Source organism: Kitasatospora dryopteridis (genome assembly GCF_050749075.1).
In the GTDB taxonomy this organism is placed as follows: Bacteria; Actinomycetota; Actinomycetes; order Streptomycetales; family Streptomycetaceae; genus Kitasatospora.
Window position 1 is genome coordinate 5,699,704 of sequence record NZ_CP192749.1, and the last position, 18,980, is coordinate 5,718,683.

General features: G+C 74.2%; 16 protein-coding genes and 1 riboswitch. Of the genes, 5 read left to right on the forward strand and 11 right to left on the reverse strand.

Annotation, left to right across the window (positions count from 1 at the left end; translation table 11 throughout):
• Nucleotides 1-116 precede the first annotated feature (116 nt).
• Nucleotides 117-1,610, forward strand: a complete 1,494-nt coding sequence (locus tag ACQ614_RS25695; protein ID WP_431681041.1) for a DUF4190 domain-containing protein — start codon at nt 117-119, stop codon at nt 1,608-1,610.
• Between the two features lie 153 nt (nt 1,611-1,763).
• On the opposite strand, the gene ACQ614_RS25700 is transcribed toward ACQ614_RS25695, so the two are convergent.
• A complete protein-coding gene (locus ACQ614_RS25700) occupies nt 1,764-2,450 on the reverse strand; it encodes a TetR/AcrR family transcriptional regulator (RefSeq protein WP_431681042.1) in 687 nt (228 codons plus the stop codon).
• Nucleotides 2,451-2,618: 168 nt separating this feature from the next.
• Here ACQ614_RS25700 and ACQ614_RS25705 point away from each other — a divergent pair, with 168 nt between their 5' ends.
• Nucleotides 2,619-3,059: a nitroreductase family deazaflavin-dependent oxidoreductase gene (locus tag ACQ614_RS25705; RefSeq protein WP_431684025.1), complete on the forward strand. Its 441-nt coding sequence runs from the start codon at nt 2,619-2,621 to the stop codon at nt 3,057-3,059.
• 19 nt (nt 3,060-3,078) lie between these two features.
• Here the strand turns inward: ACQ614_RS25705 and ACQ614_RS25710 are convergent, their stop codons facing one another.
• Genes ACQ614_RS25710 through ACQ614_RS25730 form a run of 5 tightly spaced genes read right to left on the reverse strand, consistent with a single transcriptional unit; the run spans nt 3,079 to nt 9,686 of the window.
• Nucleotides 3,079-4,428, reverse strand: a complete 1,350-nt coding sequence (locus tag ACQ614_RS25710; RefSeq protein ID WP_431681043.1) for a cobyrinate a,c-diamide synthase — start codon at nt 4,426-4,428, stop codon at nt 3,079-3,081.
• Nucleotides 4,429-4,432: 4 nt separating this feature from the next.
• Nucleotides 4,433-5,029, reverse strand: coding sequence for a cob(I)yrinic acid a,c-diamide adenosyltransferase (cobO, locus tag ACQ614_RS25715; protein ID WP_431681044.1), 597 nt, complete (start codon nt 5,027-5,029; stop codon nt 4,433-4,435).
• 3 nt (nt 5,030-5,032) lie between these two features.
• Nucleotides 5,033-7,090 carry a putative cobaltochelatase gene (locus ACQ614_RS25720; RefSeq protein WP_431681045.1) on the reverse strand — a complete coding sequence of 686 codons (2,058 nt, stop codon included), beginning with the start codon at nt 7,088-7,090 and terminating at the stop codon, nt 5,033-5,035.
• A 14-nt stretch (nt 7,091-7,104) separates the two neighbouring features.
• Nucleotides 7,105-8,601 carry a cobyric acid synthase gene (locus ACQ614_RS25725; protein WP_431681047.1) on the reverse strand — a complete coding sequence of 499 codons (1,497 nt, stop codon included), beginning with the start codon at nt 8,599-8,601 and terminating at the stop codon, nt 7,105-7,107.
• Nucleotides 8,598-9,686 (reverse strand): cobalamin biosynthesis protein, encoded by a 1,089-nt coding sequence (locus ACQ614_RS25730; protein ID WP_431681048.1) that lies wholly within the window; start codon nt 9,684-9,686, stop codon nt 8,598-8,600. Before ACQ614_RS25730 ends, ACQ614_RS25725 begins: the two co-directional genes overlap by 4 nt.
• A gap of 105 nt (nt 9,687-9,791) precedes the next feature.
• A riboswitch (cobalamin riboswitch) is annotated at nt 9,792-9,924 on the reverse strand.
• A gap of 207 nt (nt 9,925-10,131) precedes the next feature.
• Between ACQ614_RS25730 and ACQ614_RS25735 the strand changes: the two genes are divergently transcribed.
• The 3 genes from ACQ614_RS25735 to ACQ614_RS25745 all read left to right on the forward strand — a co-directional run bounded on the left by ACQ614_RS25735 (nt 10,132) and on the right by ACQ614_RS25745 (nt 13,984).
• Entirely contained in the window at nt 10,132-10,821 is a 690-nt protein-coding gene (locus tag ACQ614_RS25735; RefSeq protein ID WP_431681049.1) for a helix-turn-helix domain-containing protein, read from the forward strand.
• Between the two features lie 319 nt (nt 10,822-11,140).
• The gene (locus ACQ614_RS25740) at nt 11,141-12,274 is read left to right on the forward strand and encodes an alpha/beta hydrolase family protein (RefSeq protein ID WP_431681050.1); all 1,134 of its coding nucleotides are present in this window, start codon (nt 11,141-11,143) and stop codon (nt 12,272-12,274) included.
• 270 nt (nt 12,275-12,544) lie between these two features.
• Nucleotides 12,545-13,984 (forward strand): hypothetical protein, encoded by a 1,440-nt coding sequence (locus tag ACQ614_RS25745; RefSeq protein ID WP_431681051.1) that lies wholly within the window; start codon nt 12,545-12,547, stop codon nt 13,982-13,984.
• A 94-nt stretch (nt 13,985-14,078) separates the two neighbouring features.
• Here the strand turns inward: ACQ614_RS25745 and ACQ614_RS25750 are convergent, their stop codons facing one another.
• From ACQ614_RS25750 to ACQ614_RS25770, 5 genes are all read right to left on the reverse strand, one after another.
• Nucleotides 14,079-14,960 carry a CDP-alcohol phosphatidyltransferase family protein gene (locus tag ACQ614_RS25750; protein ID WP_431681052.1) on the reverse strand — a complete coding sequence of 294 codons (882 nt, stop codon included), beginning with the start codon at nt 14,958-14,960 and terminating at the stop codon, nt 14,079-14,081.
• A complete protein-coding gene (locus ACQ614_RS25755) occupies nt 14,947-15,639 on the reverse strand; it encodes a phosphatidylserine decarboxylase (protein ID WP_431681053.1) in 693 nt (230 codons plus the stop codon). The genes ACQ614_RS25750 and ACQ614_RS25755 overlap by 14 nt, the downstream gene beginning before the upstream one ends.
• Before the next feature lie 463 nt (nt 15,640-16,102).
• The gene (locus tag ACQ614_RS25760; protein WP_363499419.1) at nt 16,103-17,305 is read right to left on the reverse strand and encodes an acyl-CoA dehydrogenase family protein; all 1,203 of its coding nucleotides are present in this window, start codon (nt 17,303-17,305) and stop codon (nt 16,103-16,105) included.
• 153 nt (nt 17,306-17,458) lie between these two features.
• Entirely contained in the window at nt 17,459-17,962 is a 504-nt protein-coding gene (locus tag ACQ614_RS25765) for a MaoC family dehydratase (protein WP_431681055.1), read from the reverse strand.
• Between the two features lie 35 nt (nt 17,963-17,997).
• Entirely contained in the window at nt 17,998-18,960 is a 963-nt protein-coding gene (locus tag ACQ614_RS25770; RefSeq protein ID WP_431681056.1) for an HpcH/HpaI aldolase/citrate lyase family protein, read from the reverse strand.
• Nucleotides 18,961-18,980 lie beyond the last annotated feature (20 nt).

The window sequence follows — 18,980 nt, forward strand, 5'->3', positions numbered from 1 at the left end:
CGCTGCGGACGTCCACCGCCCGGATATGCCCGGACGGCCGTCCGGGTGATCCGCTATATTCGCGCCGCCGTCGAACGACCAGTGTCCGGTGGCGAACAGCGCACAGGGAGCCCCGCATGCCGTCCGACCCGTACAGCCCCCAGCCGGACGACCGGGCGGCCCAGGACGAGGCGTTCGCGCGGGCCTTCGCGCCGCCGTCCCCGCAGGCCGACCCGCCGTACGGCGCACAGCCGCAGAACCCCTACGCGCCGCCGCCCCCGTTCCAGGACGCCGTCCCGCCGTTCGGGGTGCCGCAGGAGGTGGCGGCCCAGGACGAGGCGCTGGCACGGGCGTTCGCGCCGCCGTCGCAGAACTCGCCGCTGTCGGCCGCCCCGCCGCAGCCCGGGCTGCCGGGAGCCGTCCCGCCCGGCCCGGTTCCGCCCGGGGCGGTCCCGGTCGCCCCGTGGGGCGGCGGGGGCTGGGGTCAGGCCGGCCCCGGGTACCCGGGCTGGCAGCAGCCGGTGGGGCCGCCGACCGCCTGGAGCGGTTACGCCATCGCCTCGTTCGTGCTCGGCGTCCTCGGCCTCGCGTGCTGCATGTGGGTCGGCGCGATCGCGTTCGGCGTGGCGGCCCTGCGCACCGTCAAGGCCCGCAACGAGCGCGGCCGCGGCCTGGCGATCGCCGGCATCTCGCTGGGCGGCCTCTGGGCGGTGGTGCTGGTCGTGGTGATGGTGCTGGGCGTCGTCTTCGGCGACCGGGACCCGGCGGACTACCCGTACGAGACCGACGACACCGGCCGGACCTCGGTCTCCGGGGTCTACGACCTCGCGGCCGGCGAGTGCTTCGTCAAGCTGGGCAGCGGCAAGGGCGAGGACGTCACCGACGTCGAGACGGTCGACTGCTCGGAGCCGCACTACGGCGAGGTGTTCGCCAACCCGCGCCTCACGGCCTTCGTCTACCCCGGCAAGGACCGCGTGGTCGCCGACGCCAGGAAGAGCTGCGCCGACGCCCTCTTCGACTACGCGCCGGACAGCTGGGCGATCCCCGAGGACCTGGAGCTGCACTTCTTCTACCCCGACCAGGAGACCTGGGCGCTGGACAACGACCACTACGCCACCTGCTTCCTGACCGACACCAGCTCCTTCGCCAGGGGCTCCGCGCGCCAGGACCGGACCGCCCTGAGCGAGGCCCAGCTGGCCTACCTCCGCGCCGAGCACCGGATCGACCGGGCCTTCGACGAGCAGCCGGACGCCAAGCCCGCCGAGGACCCGGCCGCCTACCGCGCGTGGGCGCTCACGCTGTCCGTCGCGGTGGACCGGGAGATCGACGACCTGGGGAAGCGCGACTGGGGCGGGGTGGCCTCCGGCCCGGTCGGCGCGCTCAAGGACGAGCTGAAGCAGGCCCTGACCCACCTGCGGGCGGCCCGGACCGCCACCGACCCGAAGGTGATGGAGCAGGAACTCGCCAAGGGCGAGGAGCTCCTGGGCTTCGAGCGCCCGGAGGCCGTCCGCGCCGCACTCGGCCTGGCCACCGGCGCCGGCCCGGGCAACAGCGGCAAGGGCGGCCCGAACAAGCCCGGCGGCACCCGGACGGACCGCCCCGCCCCGGTCTCCGACCTGCACCCCGCCTAGGTCGACTAGGCCAAGCCCTCAGGGGCGCGAGGGGCACCTCCCGGCCGAAGGCTGGGGGAGAACTGCGCCATTCGGATGCGGTCCGTCGTACAGACCATGGTTGGCCCATGCTGTTGTGACGCCCGCACTCGGACTGCGCGGTTCCCCGCGCCCCTATGGGCTGTCCGGGAGGCCGACGAGGTCGGCCATCTCCTCGACGGCGTGGGCGAAGAAGGCGTCGGCCGGGTCGAAGGAGCCGACGAGGTGTCCGAACAGCTCGAAGCCGATCATGCCGAAGAGCTGTGTCCAGGCGATCGCGGCCCGGGCCAGTACCGGTTCGGGGAGTGCCGGCGCGTATTCGGCGCGGAGGCGGGCCAGTTGCTCGCCGAGCGGGCCGGCCGGTACCGGGAGTTCGGCCGCAGGCGTGCCCTCGGCCGCCACCGCGATCAGGGCGAGGGGAAGTCGGGCGGCGTGCCGGACGGTCTCCTGCGGGGCGCGGTAGCCGGGCACCGGAGTGCCGAAGACCAGCGCGTACTCGTGCGGGTTGGCGAGCGCCCAGGCCCGTACGGCGGTGCACAGGGCCCGCCAGCGGGGCCGCGGGGCGGCGGGGGCATCGGCGAGGGCCGCGTCGGCGGCGTCGGCGAGATCGGTGTAGGCGTCGACGATCAGCGCGGTGAGCAGTTCGTCGCGGCTCGGGAAGTACCGGTAGATGGCGGAGGAGGCCATGCCGAGCTCGCGGGCGACGGCACGCAGTGAGAGCCGCTGGGCGCCCTCGGAGGCGAGCTGCCGGCGGGCCTCCTGCTTGATCTCGCGGGTGAGCTCCTCGCGGGCGCGTTCGCGGGCGGTCCTGATGGCGGTCATGGGGACAGCCTCCCACATTTCCGAGCGCTGCACCGAAACGAGAGCACTGCTCTTGACCGCGCGCGAGGACGGTGGCACAGTCGTGGGCAGAAGTGAGAGCACTGCTCTCCGAAGCGTCCGCCGCTCGCACTCCAGGGGGTCCCCGTGTCCGACGCCAGCCGCTATGTGATGCCCACCGGCCGCCTCAGTGCCGCCCTGCTCGCCCTGTCCAACCGCACCGTCGCCGCTCTGACCCAGGCGGGCCTCAGCCTCTGGGGCTCCCGGGTGCTGGCGGTGCGCGGCCGCAAGAGCGGCGAGTGGCGCACCACCCCCGTCAACCTGCTCACCCACGGCGGGCAGCGCTACCTGGTCGCGCCGCGCGGCCACACCCAGTGGGTGCGCAACCTGCGCGCCGCGGGCGCCGGCGAACTCCGGCTCGGCCGTCGCGCCGAGGCCTTCAGCGCGGTCGAACTCCCCGACGCCGAGAAGCCGGCCGTGCTCCGCGCCTACCTCAAGCGCTGGAAGTTCGAGGTCGGCGTCTTCTTCGACGGCATCGACGCGGACGCCTCCGACGCCGACCTGCTGCGGATCGCGCCCGGCTACCCCGTCTTCCGGCTCGCCTCCGCCTGACCGCGGCGCGTCCCGGGCGTCAGAGCGCCGCGCGGACGAGGCGCTCCGCGAGCTGCGGCGCCCCGGCCCAGTGCAGGTGCAGGTACGAGCCGTGCACCGAGCCCTGCACGAAGCCCTCGACGGCGGGCCCGGAAGGCGCGCGCCAGCCCCAGGCGGGCTGCTCGCCCGCGCCCGGCTCGCAGACCGTCCGGTGGAACTCGTGGCCGCGCACCCGGGTGCCGGCCGCGGCGAGCGGGCTGTCCGCCAGGGCCACCGCCTCCCGGTAGCCGAGGGTGAGCCGCTCGGTCATCCGGGCGGTGTGCGGCAGTACCCCGCACATCTCCTTGCCGTCCAACTCCCGCCCCAGGTAGAGCAGTCCGGCGCACTCGGCGGCGATCGGCGCACCGCCCGCGGCCAGCCCGGCGATCGCCGTCCGCAGCGACGCGTTGGCGCTCAGCTCGCCCACGTACATCTCGGGGAAGCCGCCGCCGACCACCAATCCCCGTGTGCCGGCGGGGAGTTCCTCGTCCCGCAGCGGGTCGAACGACACGACCTCCGCGCCCGCCGCGGTGAGCAGTTCGGCGTTCTCCGCGTACGAGAAGGAGAACGCGGCGCCGCCCGCGACGGCGATCCGCGGCCGGCCGGCGACGGGGGAGACCTCCGCGGCGGCGGACCACGGCTCGGCGTCCAGCGGCGGGGCGCTGCGGGCCAGCGCCAGCAGTGCGTCCAGATCCACCGAGGCGGCGACGAGTTCGCCCATGTCGCGGACGGCCCGCAGGGCATCCGCGGAGCGTTCCACCGCCGGGATCAGGCCGAGGTGGCGGGAGGGGGTGGCCACCGAGGCGGCGCGCCGCACGCAGCCGAGCACCGGCACCCCGGAGCCCTCCTCCAGCGCCTCGCGCAGCAGTTGCTCGTGCCGGTCGGAGGCGACCCGGTTGAGGATCACCCCGGCGAGGCGCACCTGCGGGTCCCAGGAGGCGAAGCCGTGCACCAGGGCCGCCACCGAGCGGGACTGCGAGGAGGCGTCCACCACCAGCACCACCGGTGCCTTGAGCAGCTTGGCGACCTGCGCGGTGGAAGCGAGCTCGCCGCGTCCGGCCGCCCCGTCGAACAGCCCCATCACGCCCTCGACCACCGCCACGTCGGCCCCGGCGGCGCCGTGCAGGAAGAGCGGGGCGATCCGCCCCTCGCCGCACATGTACGCGTCCAGGTTGCGGCCCGGGCGGCCGGCGGCCAGCGCGTGGTAGCCCGGGTCGATGTAGTCCGGGCCGACCTTGTGCGGGGAGACCGCGAGGCCGCGTGCGGCGAGCGCGGCGATCAGGCCGGTGGCGACGGTGGTCTTGCCCGCGCCCGAGGAGGGCGCGGCGACGACGAGACGGGGGATGTTCAACGGGCTACCACTCGATACCGCGCTGGCCCTTGCGGCCGGCGTCCATGGGGTGCTTGACCTTGGTCATCTCGGTGACCAGGTCGGCGAATCCGGTCAGCGGCTCCTTGGCGTACCGGCCGGTGATCACCACGTGCTGGCTGCCCGGGCGGTCCTTGAGCACCGACACCACCTCGTCGACGTCCACCCAGCCCCAGTGCATCGGGTAGGTGAACTCGTCGAGCACGTAGAAGCGGTAGGTCTCGGCGGCGAGGTCGCGCTTGACCTGCTCCCAGCCCTCCTTGGCCGCCTCCTCGCTGGACTCCATGCCGCGCTGCACCCAGGACCAGCCCTCGCCCATCTTGTGCCAGGCCACCGTGCCGCCCTCGCCGGAGGCGCCGAGGACGCGCAGCGCGTTCTCCTCGCCGACCTTCCACTTGGCGGACTTGACGAACTGGAACACCCCGATCGGCCAGCCCTGGTTCCAGGCGCGCAGCGCCATGCCGAAGGCGGCGGTCGACTTGCCCTTGCCGGGGCCGGTGTGCACCGCGGTGATCGGCAGGGTGCGGCGCTGACGTGTCGTCAGGCCGTCGTCGGGGACACTCTCGGGCACTCCCTTGGGCACGGCTCAGGCCGCCTTTCGCTGGGTGGAGACGGAACGGTGGTCGCGGACGAGTGCCGCCACGCCCTCGGCGCGCAGCTCGTCCAGGGTGACGGCGGGGCCGCCGAGGCGGGCCGCCAGGGTGCGGGCCAGACCGAGCCGGACATGGCCGGACTCGCAGTCCAGCACCACGCTCGCCACGCCCTGCCCGGCCAGCAGGCCCGCGGCCCGCTCGGCCTGCGCCAGGGCGTCCCGGCCGCCGGTGGCCCGGCCGTCGGTGACGACGACCAGCAGCGGGCGGCGGTCCGGGTCGCGCATCCGCTCGATCCGCAGCACCTCGTGGGCGCGCAGCAGCCCGGCGGCCAGCGGGGTCCGCCCGCCGGTCGGCAGCTGCTCCAGCCGGGCCGCCCCGACCTCCACCGAGGAGGTCGGCGGCAGCGCCAGCTCGGCGCCGGTACCGCGGAAGGTGATCATGCCGATCTTGTCGCGCCGCTGGTAGGCGTCCGTCAGCAGCGACATCACCGCGCCCTTGACCGCGCCCATCCGCTGCCGGGCGGCCATCGAGCCGGAGGCGTCCACCACGAACAGCACCAGGTTGGACTCCCGGCCGCGGCGCACCTGCTCCCGCAGGTCGTCCTTGGCCAGCACCAGGGCCCGCCCGGACCGGCCGCGGGCGGCCTGGTGCGGGGCGGCGGCCTGCAGCGTCGCGGTCAGGTGCAGCCGGGCCAGGCGGCCCTGCGGGCGGCGCGCCCGCACGGTGTGCCCGCCGTCGGTCTCCGCGGCCGAGCGGCGGCCCATCGCACCCCGGCCGGTGCCGGGCACCTTGAACAGCCGCGTCCGGTACGGGGCGGCGCTGGCCACCGGGGCGGCCTCCCGGCCGGTGCCGGGCGCCTGGCGGGGCTGCGGCGGGGTCTGCTCCGGGGCCTGTGCGGGGTCGGAGGCCGCCGAGCCGTCCGGCGCGTCCGCGGGCGCGGGGGCGCCGCCGGGGCCGTCCGGGCCGCCGCCGTCCGGGCCGTCGTCCTGCGGCCCGCTGCCGTTCGGGTCGCTGTCGTCCGGGCCGTCCTCCTCGGAGCCCGCGTGCTCCTCCAGCGTGCGGTCCAGCTGCTCCTCGTCCAGGCCGGGCGCGTCGAAGGGGTTGCGGCGCCGACGGTGCGGCAGCGCCAGCTGTGCGGCCTTGCGGACGTCCTCCTCCAGCACCTCGGTGCGGCCCGCCCAGGCCGCCAGCGCGACCGCCGTGCGGGCCATCACGATGTCCGCGCGCAGGCCGTCGACCTCGAAGGCGGCGCAGACCGCGGTGATCTGACGCAGCGCCGTGTCGGTCAGCTCCACCTTCGGCAGCAGCTCCCGGGCGGCGGTGATCCGCTCGGCGAGCGCCTGCTCCTCCCCGGCGAACCGCTCGGCGAAGCCGGCCGGGTCGGCGTCGTACGCGAGCCGCCGGCGCACCACCTCGGCCCGCTCCTGCGGGTCCCGGGTCGCCGCGATCTCCACCGTCAGGCCGAACCGGTCGAGCAGCTGCGGACGCAGCTCGCCCTCCTCCGGGTTCATGGTGCCCACCAGCAGGAAGCGTGCCGCGTGCCGCACCGACACGCCCTCCCGCTCCACGTACGAGCGGCCCATCGCCGCCGCGTCCAGCAGCAGGTCGACCAGGTGGTCCTGCAGCAGGTTGACCTCGTCGATGTAGAGCACGCCGCGGTGCGCCTTGGCCAGCAGGCCCGGCTCGTACGCCTTGACGCCCTCGGCGAGCGCCCGCTCCAGGTCCAGCGAGCCGACGATGCGGTCCTCGGAGACGCCGACCGGCAGCTCCACCAGGTGGGCGGGCCGCTCCAGCGAATCGGCGCCGGTGTGCGCGCCGTCCGGGCACTGCGGGTCCGGCGCCACCGGGTCGCAGGCGAACCGGCAGCCGGCGACCGCGCCGATCGACGGCAGCAGCCCCGCCAGGGCGCGCACCATCGTCGACTTGGCGGTGCCCTTCTCGCCGCGCACCAGCACACCGCCGACGGCGGGCGAGACCGCGTTCAACAGCAGCCCGAGCCGCAGGTCGGCCATGCCGACGATCGCGGTGAACGGATAACGGGCGTCACTCATCTGCTCTCCCTTGCTCACGGCGCACCCGGCGGCACGAACGGCAGCCCCTGCGGTGCCCCGCCCTCGATCAGCTTCCACAGCGCGTCGGTGTCCGCATGCTCCTCGATCAGGTCGCCCAGCCGGTCCAGCCGTTCCTCGCGCGCCGCGGCGAACGAGGTGTCCGGCGCAGGCACGAACGCCCGTCCGGCCGCCGCCGCCACCTCGCGCAGCAGCGCCCGCCGGAAGCCGTCGTTCTCCAGCGCGCCGTGCCAGGTCGTCCCCCACACCGCACCGACCCGGCAGCCGTCCAGGAAGGCTTCCCCGCCCTCGACGGACACCACGCCGTGGTGGATCTCGTACCCCTCGACCCGTTCCCCGTACGCCTCGCCGACCGGCCGGCCCAGCACCTTCTCCGCGCCGAACTCCACCCGGGTCGGCAGCAGCCCGAGGCCCTCGACGGCGCCCGCCTTCGACTCCACCGCGTCGACGATCTCCCGGGACAGCATCTGGTAGCCGCCGCACACGCCGAGCACGGGCAGCCCGGCCGCGGCGCGCGCCTGCAGGGCGGTGTCCAGGCCGCGCTCGCGCAGCCAGGCCAGGTCGGCGACGGTCGCCCGGGTGCCGGGCAGCACCACCAGGTCGGCGTCGGCCAGTTCCTCCGGCCGGGTCGCCCAGCGCACCAGCACGCCCGGCTCCTGGGCCAGCGCGTCCACGTCGGTGAAGTTCGACAGCCGCGGCAGCCGCACCACGGCGACCCGCAGCACGTCCGCGCCGTGCGGGGCCGCGGTCGGACGGTTCTCCACGGCGGTGGAGAGGTCCAGCGAGTCCTCGGCGTCCAGCCACAGGCCGGGCAGCATCGGCAGCGTGCCCAGCACCGGACGGCCCGTCAGCTCCCGCAGCATCTCCAGCCCCGGCGCCAGCAGCCGCGCGTCCCCGCGGAACTTGTTGACGAACCAGCCCGCCACCAGCGACTGGTCCTGCGCGGACAGCAGCGCCAGCGTGCCGTACATCGCCGCGAACACCCCGCCGCGGTCGATGTCGCCGACCACCACCACCGGCAGGTTCGCGGCCGTGGCCAGGCCCATGTTGGCGATGTCCCGGTCCCGCAGGTTGATCTCGGCGGGGGAGCCGGCGCCCTCGCAGACCACCACCTCGTACCGGCTGCGCAGGTCCGCCAGGCACTCCAGCGCCCGCTCCAGCAGGACGGGCTTGCGCTCGCGGTAGTCCAGCGCCCCGACCTCGGCCACCGGTCTGCCGAGCAGCACCACCTGGCTGCGGCCGTCCGCCCCCGGCTTCAGCAGCACCGGGTTCATCGCCGCCTCGGGCTCCACCCGGGCGGCCTGGGCCTGCATCGCCTGGGCGCGGCCGATCTCGGCGCCGTCAGCGGTGACGAAGGAGTTCAGCGACATGTTCTGCGCCTTGAACGGCGCCACCCGCACCCCCTGCCGGGCCAGCCACCGGCAGATCCCCGCCGTGACCACGCTCTTCCCCGCATCCGAGGTCGTCCCCGCCACCAGCAGAGCCTTCGTCACGTGACACTCCTTCGCATGCGTGCAAACCCGGGGACGGGAATGGGCCACCCAGGGGCGCGTACTCCGATCAGACCGGTGCGCCCCGGGGCGGCCCGGCCGAGTGAGGTGCGTCCGAGGGCGTGGGCGGCCGTCGTCACCGCCAGCGCCAGCATTCCCACGCGGCGGGAGAGCCGGCAGGCGCGCTCGATGTCCGGGACGTCCACCGGCCGGAGTTCGGCGCCGAGGACGGGCCGGTGCTCCACCCTCCCCCAGCCTTCGGCCGGGGGGACCCCCGTCTCCGGGGGAACCCCGTCGCCGTACCGCAGGGTGCCGCCGAGCCGCACGCCGAGCCCGCCCGCGAAGGCCGACTCCGCCTGTCCGGCGTTGGGGCTGGGGTGTGACGACCCGTCGCGCCGCCAGACCTTCCAGGCGGCCCGCGGGTGCTCCGCGGCGGCGACCGTCAGCAGTGCGGTCAGCCGGGCACCGGGCCAGCCGGCCACGTCGTCGAGCCGGGCGGAGGCCCAGCCGAAGCGCAGGTGGCGCGGCGAGCGGTGGCCGACCATCGCGTCCAGGGTGTTGACGGCCCGGAAGGCCAGCAGCCCGGGGGTGCCGGCCAGCGCGCCCCAGGTGAGGGCGTTGACCACGGCGTCGGCGGTGTTCTCGGCGACGGACTCGACGACGGCGCGGGCGATCTGCTGCCCGTCCAGGGCGCTGGGGTCGCGGCCGCACAGGTGCGGCAGACGCTCCCGGGCGGCGGCCAGGTCGCCGGCCTCCAGGAAGCGGCCGATCGTCCGGGCCTCGCGGGTGAGGGAGGTACCGCCGAGCACCGTCCAGGCGGAGGCCGCGGCGAGGGCCGACCGTGCCCAGGGACGCCGCCGCAGGGCGCGGTCGGCGAGGACGGCGCCGGCCGCGACGGTGCCCACGCTCAGGGCGGTGAAGGCGGCTCCGGTGCCCCGGTGGTCGCGCCAGAGCCGGCGCTCCAGGCGGCCGGCCGCGGTGCCGAACAGGGCGACCGGGTGGCCGCGGCGGGGGTCGGCCAGCGCGGTGTCGGCGAGGTAGCCGGCGACGGCGCCCAGCAGGTAGGGGGAGGGGTTCACACGGGCCACGGCCCGGCTCCCCGGTCGGGGCGCAGCGGTGACCGCTGGGCAGCCTGCATGGCGGGCGTGTCCTCACTCAGGGTCCGCGCCCTGGATCGACGAACCGGCGGCGAGAGTCTCCTGGCTTCCGGGTCGGACACGCGCTCGGGCCTTCCAGCGGCCCTGTCGCGGACCGCCGTGACCATGCAGGTCGAGCGTGCTCCCCGGTGACAGTGGCGGGACCGCGCCGGACTCGCACCGGCTTCCTCTGCATGCCTCCGTATGGCCCCGAGATCCCATCACGCGTTCCGACCGGGAGTCAACAAAGCCTGTGGAGGGGTTGGTCACACACCGTCGCCGTTCCGGCCGCCCCGAGCCCCGTACGATCCTCCAGCCCCGGGCCCGGGCGGCGCGCCCCGCTTCGTGCGTTCGGCGAGTGGGTCGGTGCGCGCGGCCGCCCGTACGTTCTTGTCGCATGCGACGCAGACCGTCCTCCCCGCCGCCGGTGCCGTTCTCCCCGCAGGCCGCGCGGGCGCACCGCGCCGGGCTCGGCCTGACCCCGGAACAGGTCGCCGAGGCCATGGCCGCACACGGCGTCCGGCTGCTGCCCGCCCATGTGGCGGCCTGGGAGGCCGGTGAGCTGCGGCCCTCGGAGGAGGAGTTCGTCGCCCTGTCGAGGGCGCTGTGGTGCCCGCCCGCGCAGCTGATGGGCGTCCGCCCGGCGACCCTCCGCGACTTCCGGCTGTCCCGCGAGCTGACCAGGGAGCAGGCCGCCCGCCGGATCGGGGTCAGCGTGCAGACGTACGCCAGGGCCGAGGACACCGGCCACTGGGACGCCGACGAGGAGCAGAGCCTGGCACTGGCGCACGCGCTCGGGCTGACCCTGCGGGCGCTGGTGCACGTGACCGGCCGTCAGGACGAGCTGGAGCTCCTGCTGCGACAGGTCGTCGACGGCCGCTGGCAGGCCCGGCTGAGGGCGGTGGCCAGGCTCGTGCCCGTCCCGGACCCGGTGCTCGGCGGGGTCCTCGCGGACCTCCAGGACGAGTACCTCGTCCCCGCCCACTGGGGCTCCGCCGTCCCGGACGCCGCCCGCCCCCCGGCCCGCCCGCTCGCCGACCGCTTCTGGGAACTGCTGTCCCGGCCGGGGACGGACGTCCCGGTCTAGGGCTTGTCTGACAATTCCCGCCGCGCACACGACGCCGGATCATCCCGCCTGGACGTGCCGCCGCATCGCCCGAGTACGTCCAGTACGAGGCCGATACGGCGGCACGCCCAGCCGGGCGCCCGACGCCGCGTGCCAATGCGACGCGAATTGTCAGACAAGCCCTAGGAGAGCCTGAAGGCAGACGGGCGGCCGAACAGGGGCGCGCGGGCCCCCGGATCGACCTCTGCACCGCCGCCCGGACGGACCCGTTCGGGTGGCCGCGGTCCGGGGCCGGGCGTGGACTGGGAGCGCCATGTCCAGCCGCCCACCGGGGAGCGCCATGCGTTGGGGAACCGCCGCGATCGTCGCGGCCGCCGCCGTCGGGACGGGGGCCGCCGTGCTGCTGATCGGCCGCCGGGTGTCCGAGCGGGCCGTCCGCCCCGGTTTCGCGGGGATGGGACTGTCGGGCCGCGGCGGCGCCCGCCCCGGCATCCGGGTCCAGGACCTGGCCGCCGACCGGGTCACCCTCACCCGCAGCGTCGAGACCGAGCGCCCCGGCCGCTACGCCCTGGAGTGGACCGACGGCGGCCACGCCGTGATCGGCGACGTGCTCGCCACGGGCCCGCAGAGCGTCACCCGGCGGCTGCTCGCCACCGGCGCCGGCACGCTGCGCACCGGGACGGAGGTCCGGGTGACCGCCCGTACCGAGATCGGCGACCCGGCCTCCGCGCTCGGCCTGGACTTCACCGAGACCGTCGTCGACGGCGAGCTCGGCCCGATGCCCGCCTGGTACCTGCCGGGCATCCGCGGAGTGTGGGCGATCCTGGTGCACGGCCCCGGCACCGACCGGCAGCAGGCACTGCCCGTCCTGCCGGTGCTGCACGCGCTGCGCATGCCGGTACTGGTGGTCACCCACCGCGGGGACGAGGGCGCCCCGCCCTCCCCGGACGGGCTCGGGCACTTCGGCGAGACCGAGTGGCGGGACGTGGAGTCCGCCGTCCGCTTCGCCCACGCCCACGGCGCCGGCCGGATCGTGCTGTACGGCTGGTCGCTCGGCGCCACGATGGCCCTGCACACGGCGGCCCGCTCGGCCTGGCGCGACTCGCTGGCCGGCCTGGTGCTCGACTCGCCGGTGCTGGACTGGCCCGCCACCGTCCGCAGGGAGGCCGCCCGGGCCGGCGTGCCCGCCCCGCTCGCCGAGCTCGGTGCGCTGGCCGCCGAGGGCCGCTCCGGGGTCGACCTGGCCGGGTTCGCAAGGCTCGCGGCCGGCACCGACCTCCAGGTGCCCGCGCTGCTGCTGCACAGCCCGGTGGACGCCGTGGCGCCCTGGTCGGCCTCCGCCCGGCTCGCCGCCCGCCGGGACGACCTGGTGAGCCTGCACGCCGTCCCGGACGGCGCCCACGCCGCCCTGTGGAACGCCGACCCGGACGGCTACGGCGAGGCGCTGCGCCGCTGGCTCACGCCGCTGCTCTGACCCCCGCGTCCGCGCCGCGGCCGGCGGGCCGTCGGTGGGCCTCCGGACCGGGAAATCCGGGGCGTGCTCATGCCAGGTGGGCCGCCGTGGCGACCCGGTTTGATGGCTGATGCCCGATCTCATCCCCCGTCCGCGGACCGGACCTACGATCGCGCGTAGAACTCGATGTGACAGAAGGCCGGTACACGGGGAAGACTGCTCGGCGTGACGTCTCGGAACCCGCGCGACCGTGATGCCCCGCTCCCGCCCGCGATCCGCACCGGAGCGACGGTGACCCGTCTGCCAGGAGCGGCCCGCCGAGCCGAGAGCACGCCTCCGGGCGGGCCAGTCCGCCGCCGTACCCCCACGCCCAAGCCGGGCCGCGGCCGGGTGCCGGTGCCGGACGGCTTCCCCGCACCCGCCGAGCTGGCCCCGCTGGCCCGCCGGATGCTCGCCGACGCCGTGCGGATCTCCCGCTGGGCCGGCGAGCTCGGCGAGGTCGACAAGCGCGGCGAGCTGCTGCCCGACGACGCCCGGGCCGCCGGGCGCGCCCTCGCGATGACCGTCGGCGCCGCGGCGAAGGCCTGGGGCCAGGCGCTGCTCGTCGGCCTGGTCGAGCTCCGCGACGGCGGTGCCGGGCCCGGCTGGCGACTCAACGCCTGGGAGCACGACGACGAGGCGGTGATCCGCGGCTGGTCCGCGCTGTTCGACGCCTGGACGCTGCTCGCCCCCGTGCCGCCGGCCGCCATGCGCGGCGTCTTCGCGGTGCTCGCCGGGCAGGCCGTCGACCAGGCGCCGCACCTGCTGTCCTTCCTGCACCTGGTGGACGGGCCGGTCGCCGACAGCGAGCTGCTGGAACTGCTCCGCCGCGGCCTGGACGAGCGCCGCCACGGCGCCTCCGGCGGCGGTCTCGGCCTCTCCCCGGTGCCGCACGCCGCCTCCGCGATGTCCGCCGTCCGCGGCACCTGCCGGGAGCCGCAGATCGACACCCCCACGACCGCTGCCGACGCCGCAGCCGTCCTCGACTGGATGCTGGACGGCCTGGCCGCCGTCGGCGCCCTGGAGCGCCGCGACGAGGCCGCCGAGCTGTCCCCGCTCGGGCACTGGGCGGTCCGCGCCAAGCTGGAGGAGATCTGCACCGTCGCGCAGACCGCCGCCGGGCACATCGAGCAGAGCGCCATGGAGCTGCTCAGCGCCTGCGCCGAGTACACGCCCGGTCCGGCCCGCGCCGAGTACCGGGCCTGGGTGGCCGCCCGCCCGGTGGACCGCGCGGTGGCCGAGCTGCTCGACGCCGCCCGCGGGGAGGACGCGCTGGTGCGCGGCCTCGCCTTCGAGGCACTGCGGGTGGCCGGCGGCACCGCCGAGCAGGCGGTCCGCGCGGCCGTGGAGGAGCCCGTGCTGCGGCCCTACGCACTGCTGTGGCTGGCCGAGCGCTCCGACGAGGGCCCGGTCGCCCCGGCGGACGTGCTGGGTGCGGAGGACGCCGCCTGGCTGTGGGTGGACACCGCGGCGGCCCTGCTCGACCACGGGGACACCGCACTGCTGGTCCCGCACGTGGAGGGCGCGTCGGCCGGCGAGCCGGTGCGGCTGTTCAACCGGGCCCGGCAGTCCGGCCACCCGCGGGCTGCCTCGGTGCTGACCGCCGTCTCCGGCGTTCACCCCGACCCCGCGGTGGCCCGTGCGGCCCGCCGCTCCGCCTTCAGCGTCCACAACGGCGGCGCGGGGCAGTAGAGGTTGGGAGCCCCCGGTGGTTCCCGCAGGGCATGCAGCAGGACATGCGGAAGGGGCCCGTATCCGAGTCGGATACGGGCCCCTTCCGTGTGGTTCAGCAGCCGCGGGACTCCGCGCGGCGGGCGCGGACGTCGCCGACCTTCTGGCCGACCTTGCGGCGGATCACCAGCATCGGAGCCATCGCGGCGAGCGCGATCTGGGCGGTGGCGCCGATGTGCATCAGCGTGTCGCCGCCGGGCAGACCGGCCGCCCAGGCCGCCAGGCAGCCGATCGAGACGACGATCCAGCAGAGCGTCGCGGTGGCGAGCAGGCCCTGCGGCTTCGGGTACTCGATCCGGCTGACCATCAGGTAGGCCACACCGAAGATCATCAGCAGACCCGGGACGAACGGCGGGTCGAGGAGCACGATGGCGATCACCGTCATCGCACCCATCGGGCACGGCATGCCCTGGAAGATCCCCGGCCGCATCTTGACGGCCGAGAACCGGGCGAGCCGCAGCACCACCGCCAGCAGGACGGTCAGCGCGATGAACGCCGAGAGCTGCTGGTTGCTGTCCGGCGACACGATGCCCCAGACCGCCACGAAGTAGGCCGGGGCGATGCCGAAGCTGATCAGGTCGGCCAGGTTGTCCAGCTCCGCACCCAGCGCCGAGGAGCGCAGCTTGCGGGCCACCAGGCCGTCGAACAGGTCGCACATCGAGCCGATCAGCAGCAGCGTGACCGCGGTGGCGGCGCTGTTGCGGTTCGGCGCGGAGGCCTCACCGGTGAGGTGCGGCATCAGGACCCCGGTGGTGATCGAGTAGATCGCCAGGAAGCCGCAGACGGCGTTCCCCAGGGTCAGGAAGTCGGCGGTGGACAGGTGCTGCGGCGAACGGGGCGCCCGCAGCTCGCGGTCGCGCGCCCAGCGGCGGCGCCGCAGCTCCGTCTCCTCCTCGTCTCCGAGGCCGACGAGAGTCTCAGGATCAGTCACGGTCAAGGCGCGTCACCCCGGCGGTGGTCTTCTGGCCGACCTCGACGCCCACCTCGACGCCGGCCGGCAGGTACGTGTCGACGCGGGAGCCGAAACGGATCAGACCGATCCGGTCGCCCTGCTCGACCTTGGTGCCGGCGCTCACGTACGGCACGATGCGACGGGCCACGGCCCCCGCGATCTGCACCATCTCGATGTCGCCGAGCTCGGTGTCGAAGTGCCAGACGACCCGCTCGTTCTGGTCGCTGTCCTTGTTGAACGCCGGGACGAAGCCGCCGGCGACGTGCTCCACGGACGTCACGGTGCCGGGCAGGGGCGCCCGGTTGACGTGCACGTTGAGCGGGCTCATGAAGATGGCCACCCGGGTCCGGCCGTCCGGCCAGGCGTCGATCGACTGCACCACGCCGTCCGCGGGGGAGATCACTCTGCCGGTGCCGATCTCACGCTCCGGGTCGCGGAAGAACCACAGCATGCCCGCACTGAGGGCGCAGGCCGGGACAGCCGCCAGGGCCCACTTGCCGCTGCGCCGGGTGAGGGCGGTCGTGACGGCGGCGGTGGCCAGGGTCGGGGCGAACCAGGGGGTTGCGCCGCGTGCGATGGTCACGCGCGGGCGGCGACCTGCCGTCGGCGCGGCGAACAGGTCGCCGTCCTGGACGGAGGTGTGAGGGGACGGGCTGATGGGCATCGAAGACCTTAGTCGCGGGGGATCATGGCCGCTGGACGGGGGCCACCGCGGGGATCGGGTACATGGGGACGCTGTCCCGGTGGATGCTATCGGGACCAGGCGGTAGGTGGGCAAGCCGCCTGTTCATGGATATGCCGGGCATGGTGCCAAGCCACGCCTGCTATGTATACGACCGTAGCCGAGGCGGGGTGTTTCCCAAAGGGTCCGGGCGCAGCGCGTGACCCACGTCTCATCCGGGGCCCGGGGCCCCTGACGGGGTGTCGGCGCCCGGCGCGCCGGCCGTGCGCCCCGGGTGGACAGAGGCGGCCGCAGGGCGCGTACCTGCTGGTATGCACCTTACGGCCGCCTCCGGACCTGCCGTACCGCCCCCCTCGGCTGACCAGGCCGTACCGGTGCGGCAGGGGGCCGGGAACGGGCCCGCACGCCCGTGCCCGACCATGCGGAAAGTCGGGGACCGGCCGGCTCAGTCGGCCAGGCGGTACTCCTCGAGCAGGCGGCGACCGACGATCATCTTCTGGATCTCCGCAGTACCTTCACCGATGAGCAGCATCGGGGCCTCGCGGTAGAGGCGCTCGATCTCGTACTCCTTGGAGAAGCCGTAGCCGCCGTGGATGCGGAAGGCGTCCTCCACGACCTCCTTGCAGTACTCGGAGGCGAGGTACTTCGCCATGCCGGCCTCGAGGTCGTTGCGCTCGCCGCTGTCCTTCTTGCGGGCGGCCATCACCATCATCTGGTGCGCGGCCTCGACCTTGGTGGCCATCTCGGCGAGCTTGAACTGGATCGCCTGGTGCTCGGCGATCTTCTTGCCGAAGGTGGTGCGCTGCTGGGCGTAGGAGATGCCCAGCTCGAAGGCGCGGCGGGCGACACCGCAGCCGCGGGCGGCGACGTTGACGCGGCCGACCTCGACGCCGTCCATCATCTGGTAGAAGCCCTTGCCCGGGACGCCGCCGAGGATGCGGTCGGCCGGGATCCGGACGTCCTGCAGCACCAGCTCGGTGGTGTCGACGCCCTTGTAGCCCATCTTCTCGATCTTGCCGGGGACGGTCAGGCCGGGAACCTTCGGGTTCGGGCCGAAGCCGGCCTCCTTCTCGATCAGGAAGGTGGTCATGTTCTTGTACGGGGTGTTGCCGCCCTCGTCGGTCTTGCAGAGGACCGCGACCAGGGTGGAGGTGCCGCCGTTGGTCAGCCACATCTTCTGGCCGTTGAGGACGTAGAACTCGCCGTCCTTGACGCCCTTGGTGGAGATCGCCGCGACGTCGGAGCCGAGGCCCGGCTCGGACATCGAGAAGGCGCCGCGGATCTCGCCGGCCGCCATCTTCGGCAGGAAGTAGTCCTTCTGCTCCTGGGTGCCGTGCGCGTTGATCATGTGCGCGACGATGAAGTGCGTGTTGACGATGCCGGAGACGGACATCCAGCCGCGGGCGATCTCCTCGACCACCAGCGCGTAGGTCAGCAGGGACTCGCCCAGGCCGCCGAACTCCTCGGGGATGGTCAGGCCGAACAGGCCGAGCTGCTTCATCCCCTCGACGATCGCGGTCGGGTACTCGTCCTTGTGCTCCAGCTCGGTCGCGACCGGAATGATCTCCTTGTCGACGAAGTCCCGCACGGTGGCGAGGATGTCCCGCTGGATCTCGGTGAGGCCGTCGGTCTGTGCGAGGCGTCCCATCGTGCGGCTCCCTATCTGAAGGCGTGAGGGTGGGGGGAGGTCGGGGCAAAGCGCGGAAGTCGTTGTCGGGGGCCCTGCCGGCGTGGCTGCGGCAGCAGGGCCCCCGTGCCGGGTGGGGTGAGGCCGATGACGGCGGCCTACCCGTCCGGGGTCTCAGGAAGCAGGAGTCGGGCGGCCGGGCTGCTCGCCGCCGCGCTCCTTGGTGTACGTCTCGGTCGGCACCATCACCTTGCGGCGGAAGATGCAGACGACCGTGCCGTCCTGCTTGTAGCCCTTGGTCTCGACGTAGACGATGCCGCGGTCGTCCTTGGACTTGGACGGCCACTTGTCGAGGACGGTCGTCTCGCCGTAGATGGTGTCGCCGTGGAAGGTCGGGGCGACGTGGCGCAGCGACTCGATCTCCAGGTTGGCGATCGCCTTGCCGGAGACGTCCGGGACGGACATGCCGAGCAGCAGGGAGTAGATGTAGTTGCCCACGACGACGTTCTTGCCGAAGTCCGTCGTCTTCTCCGCATAGTTGATGTCCATGTGGAGCGGGTGGTGGTTCATGGTGAGCAGGCAGAAGAGGTGGTCGTCGTACTCGGTGACCGTCTTCCCGGGCCAGTGCTTGTAGACCGCGCCGACCTCGAACTCTTCGTAGGTGCGTCCGAACTGCATGGGGGTGTCCTTATGAAGAAAGGGGGAGGGGCGGGTCAGGCCTGCGGGGGCTCGAACTTCGAGGTGCGCTCCATGCCGGCGGCGCGGCCCTTGCCGGCGATGACCAGGGCCATCTTGCGGCTGGCCTCGTCGATCATCTCGTCGCCGAGCATCGCGGAGCCCTTGGCGCCGCCGGCCTCCGAGGTGCACCAGTCGTAGGCGTCGAGGATCAGCTCGGCGTGGTCGTAGTCCTCCTGCGAGGGCGAGAAGATCTCGTTCGCGGCGGAGACCTGGTCCGGGTGGAGCACCCACTTGCCGTCGAAGCCGAGGGCGGCGGCGCGGCGGGCGACCGCCTTGTAGCCGTCCTGGTTGCGGATCTGCAGGTAGGGGCCGTCGATGGCCTGCAGGTCGTTGGCGCGGGCGGCCATCAGGATGCGCATCAGGATGTAGTGGTAGGCGTCCGCGTCGTAGCCGGGCGGCTGCTCGCCGACGACCAGCGACTTCATGTTGATGGAGGCCATGAAGTCGGCCGGGCCGAAGATGATGGTCTCCAGCCGGGGCGAGGCGGTCGCGATCGAGTCGACGTTGATCAGGCCCTTGGCGTTCTCGATCTGCGCCTCGATACCGATCTTGCCGACCTCGAAGCCCATGGTCTTCTCGATCTGGGTGAGCAGCAGGTCGAGAGCCTTGACCTGCTCCGCGTCCTGGACCTTCGGCAGCATGATGCAGTCGAGGTTGGGGCCGGCGCCCTCGACGACGGTGATGACGTCGCGGTACGTCCAGTGGGTGGTCCAGTCGTTGACCCGGACGACCTTGGTCTTGTTGCCCCAGTCGCCGTTGTTGAGGGCGTCGACGATGTTGTGCCGGGCGCTCTCCTTGACCAGCGGGGCGCAGGCGTCCTCCAGGTCGAGGAAGACCTGGTCGGCGGGAAGGCCCTGGGCCTTCTCCAGGAAGCGCGGGTTGCTGCCGGGCACGGCCAGGCAGGAGCGGCGCGGCCGGAGGCGGTTGACGGTGGTCATGAGGGTGGTGATTCCTTCCC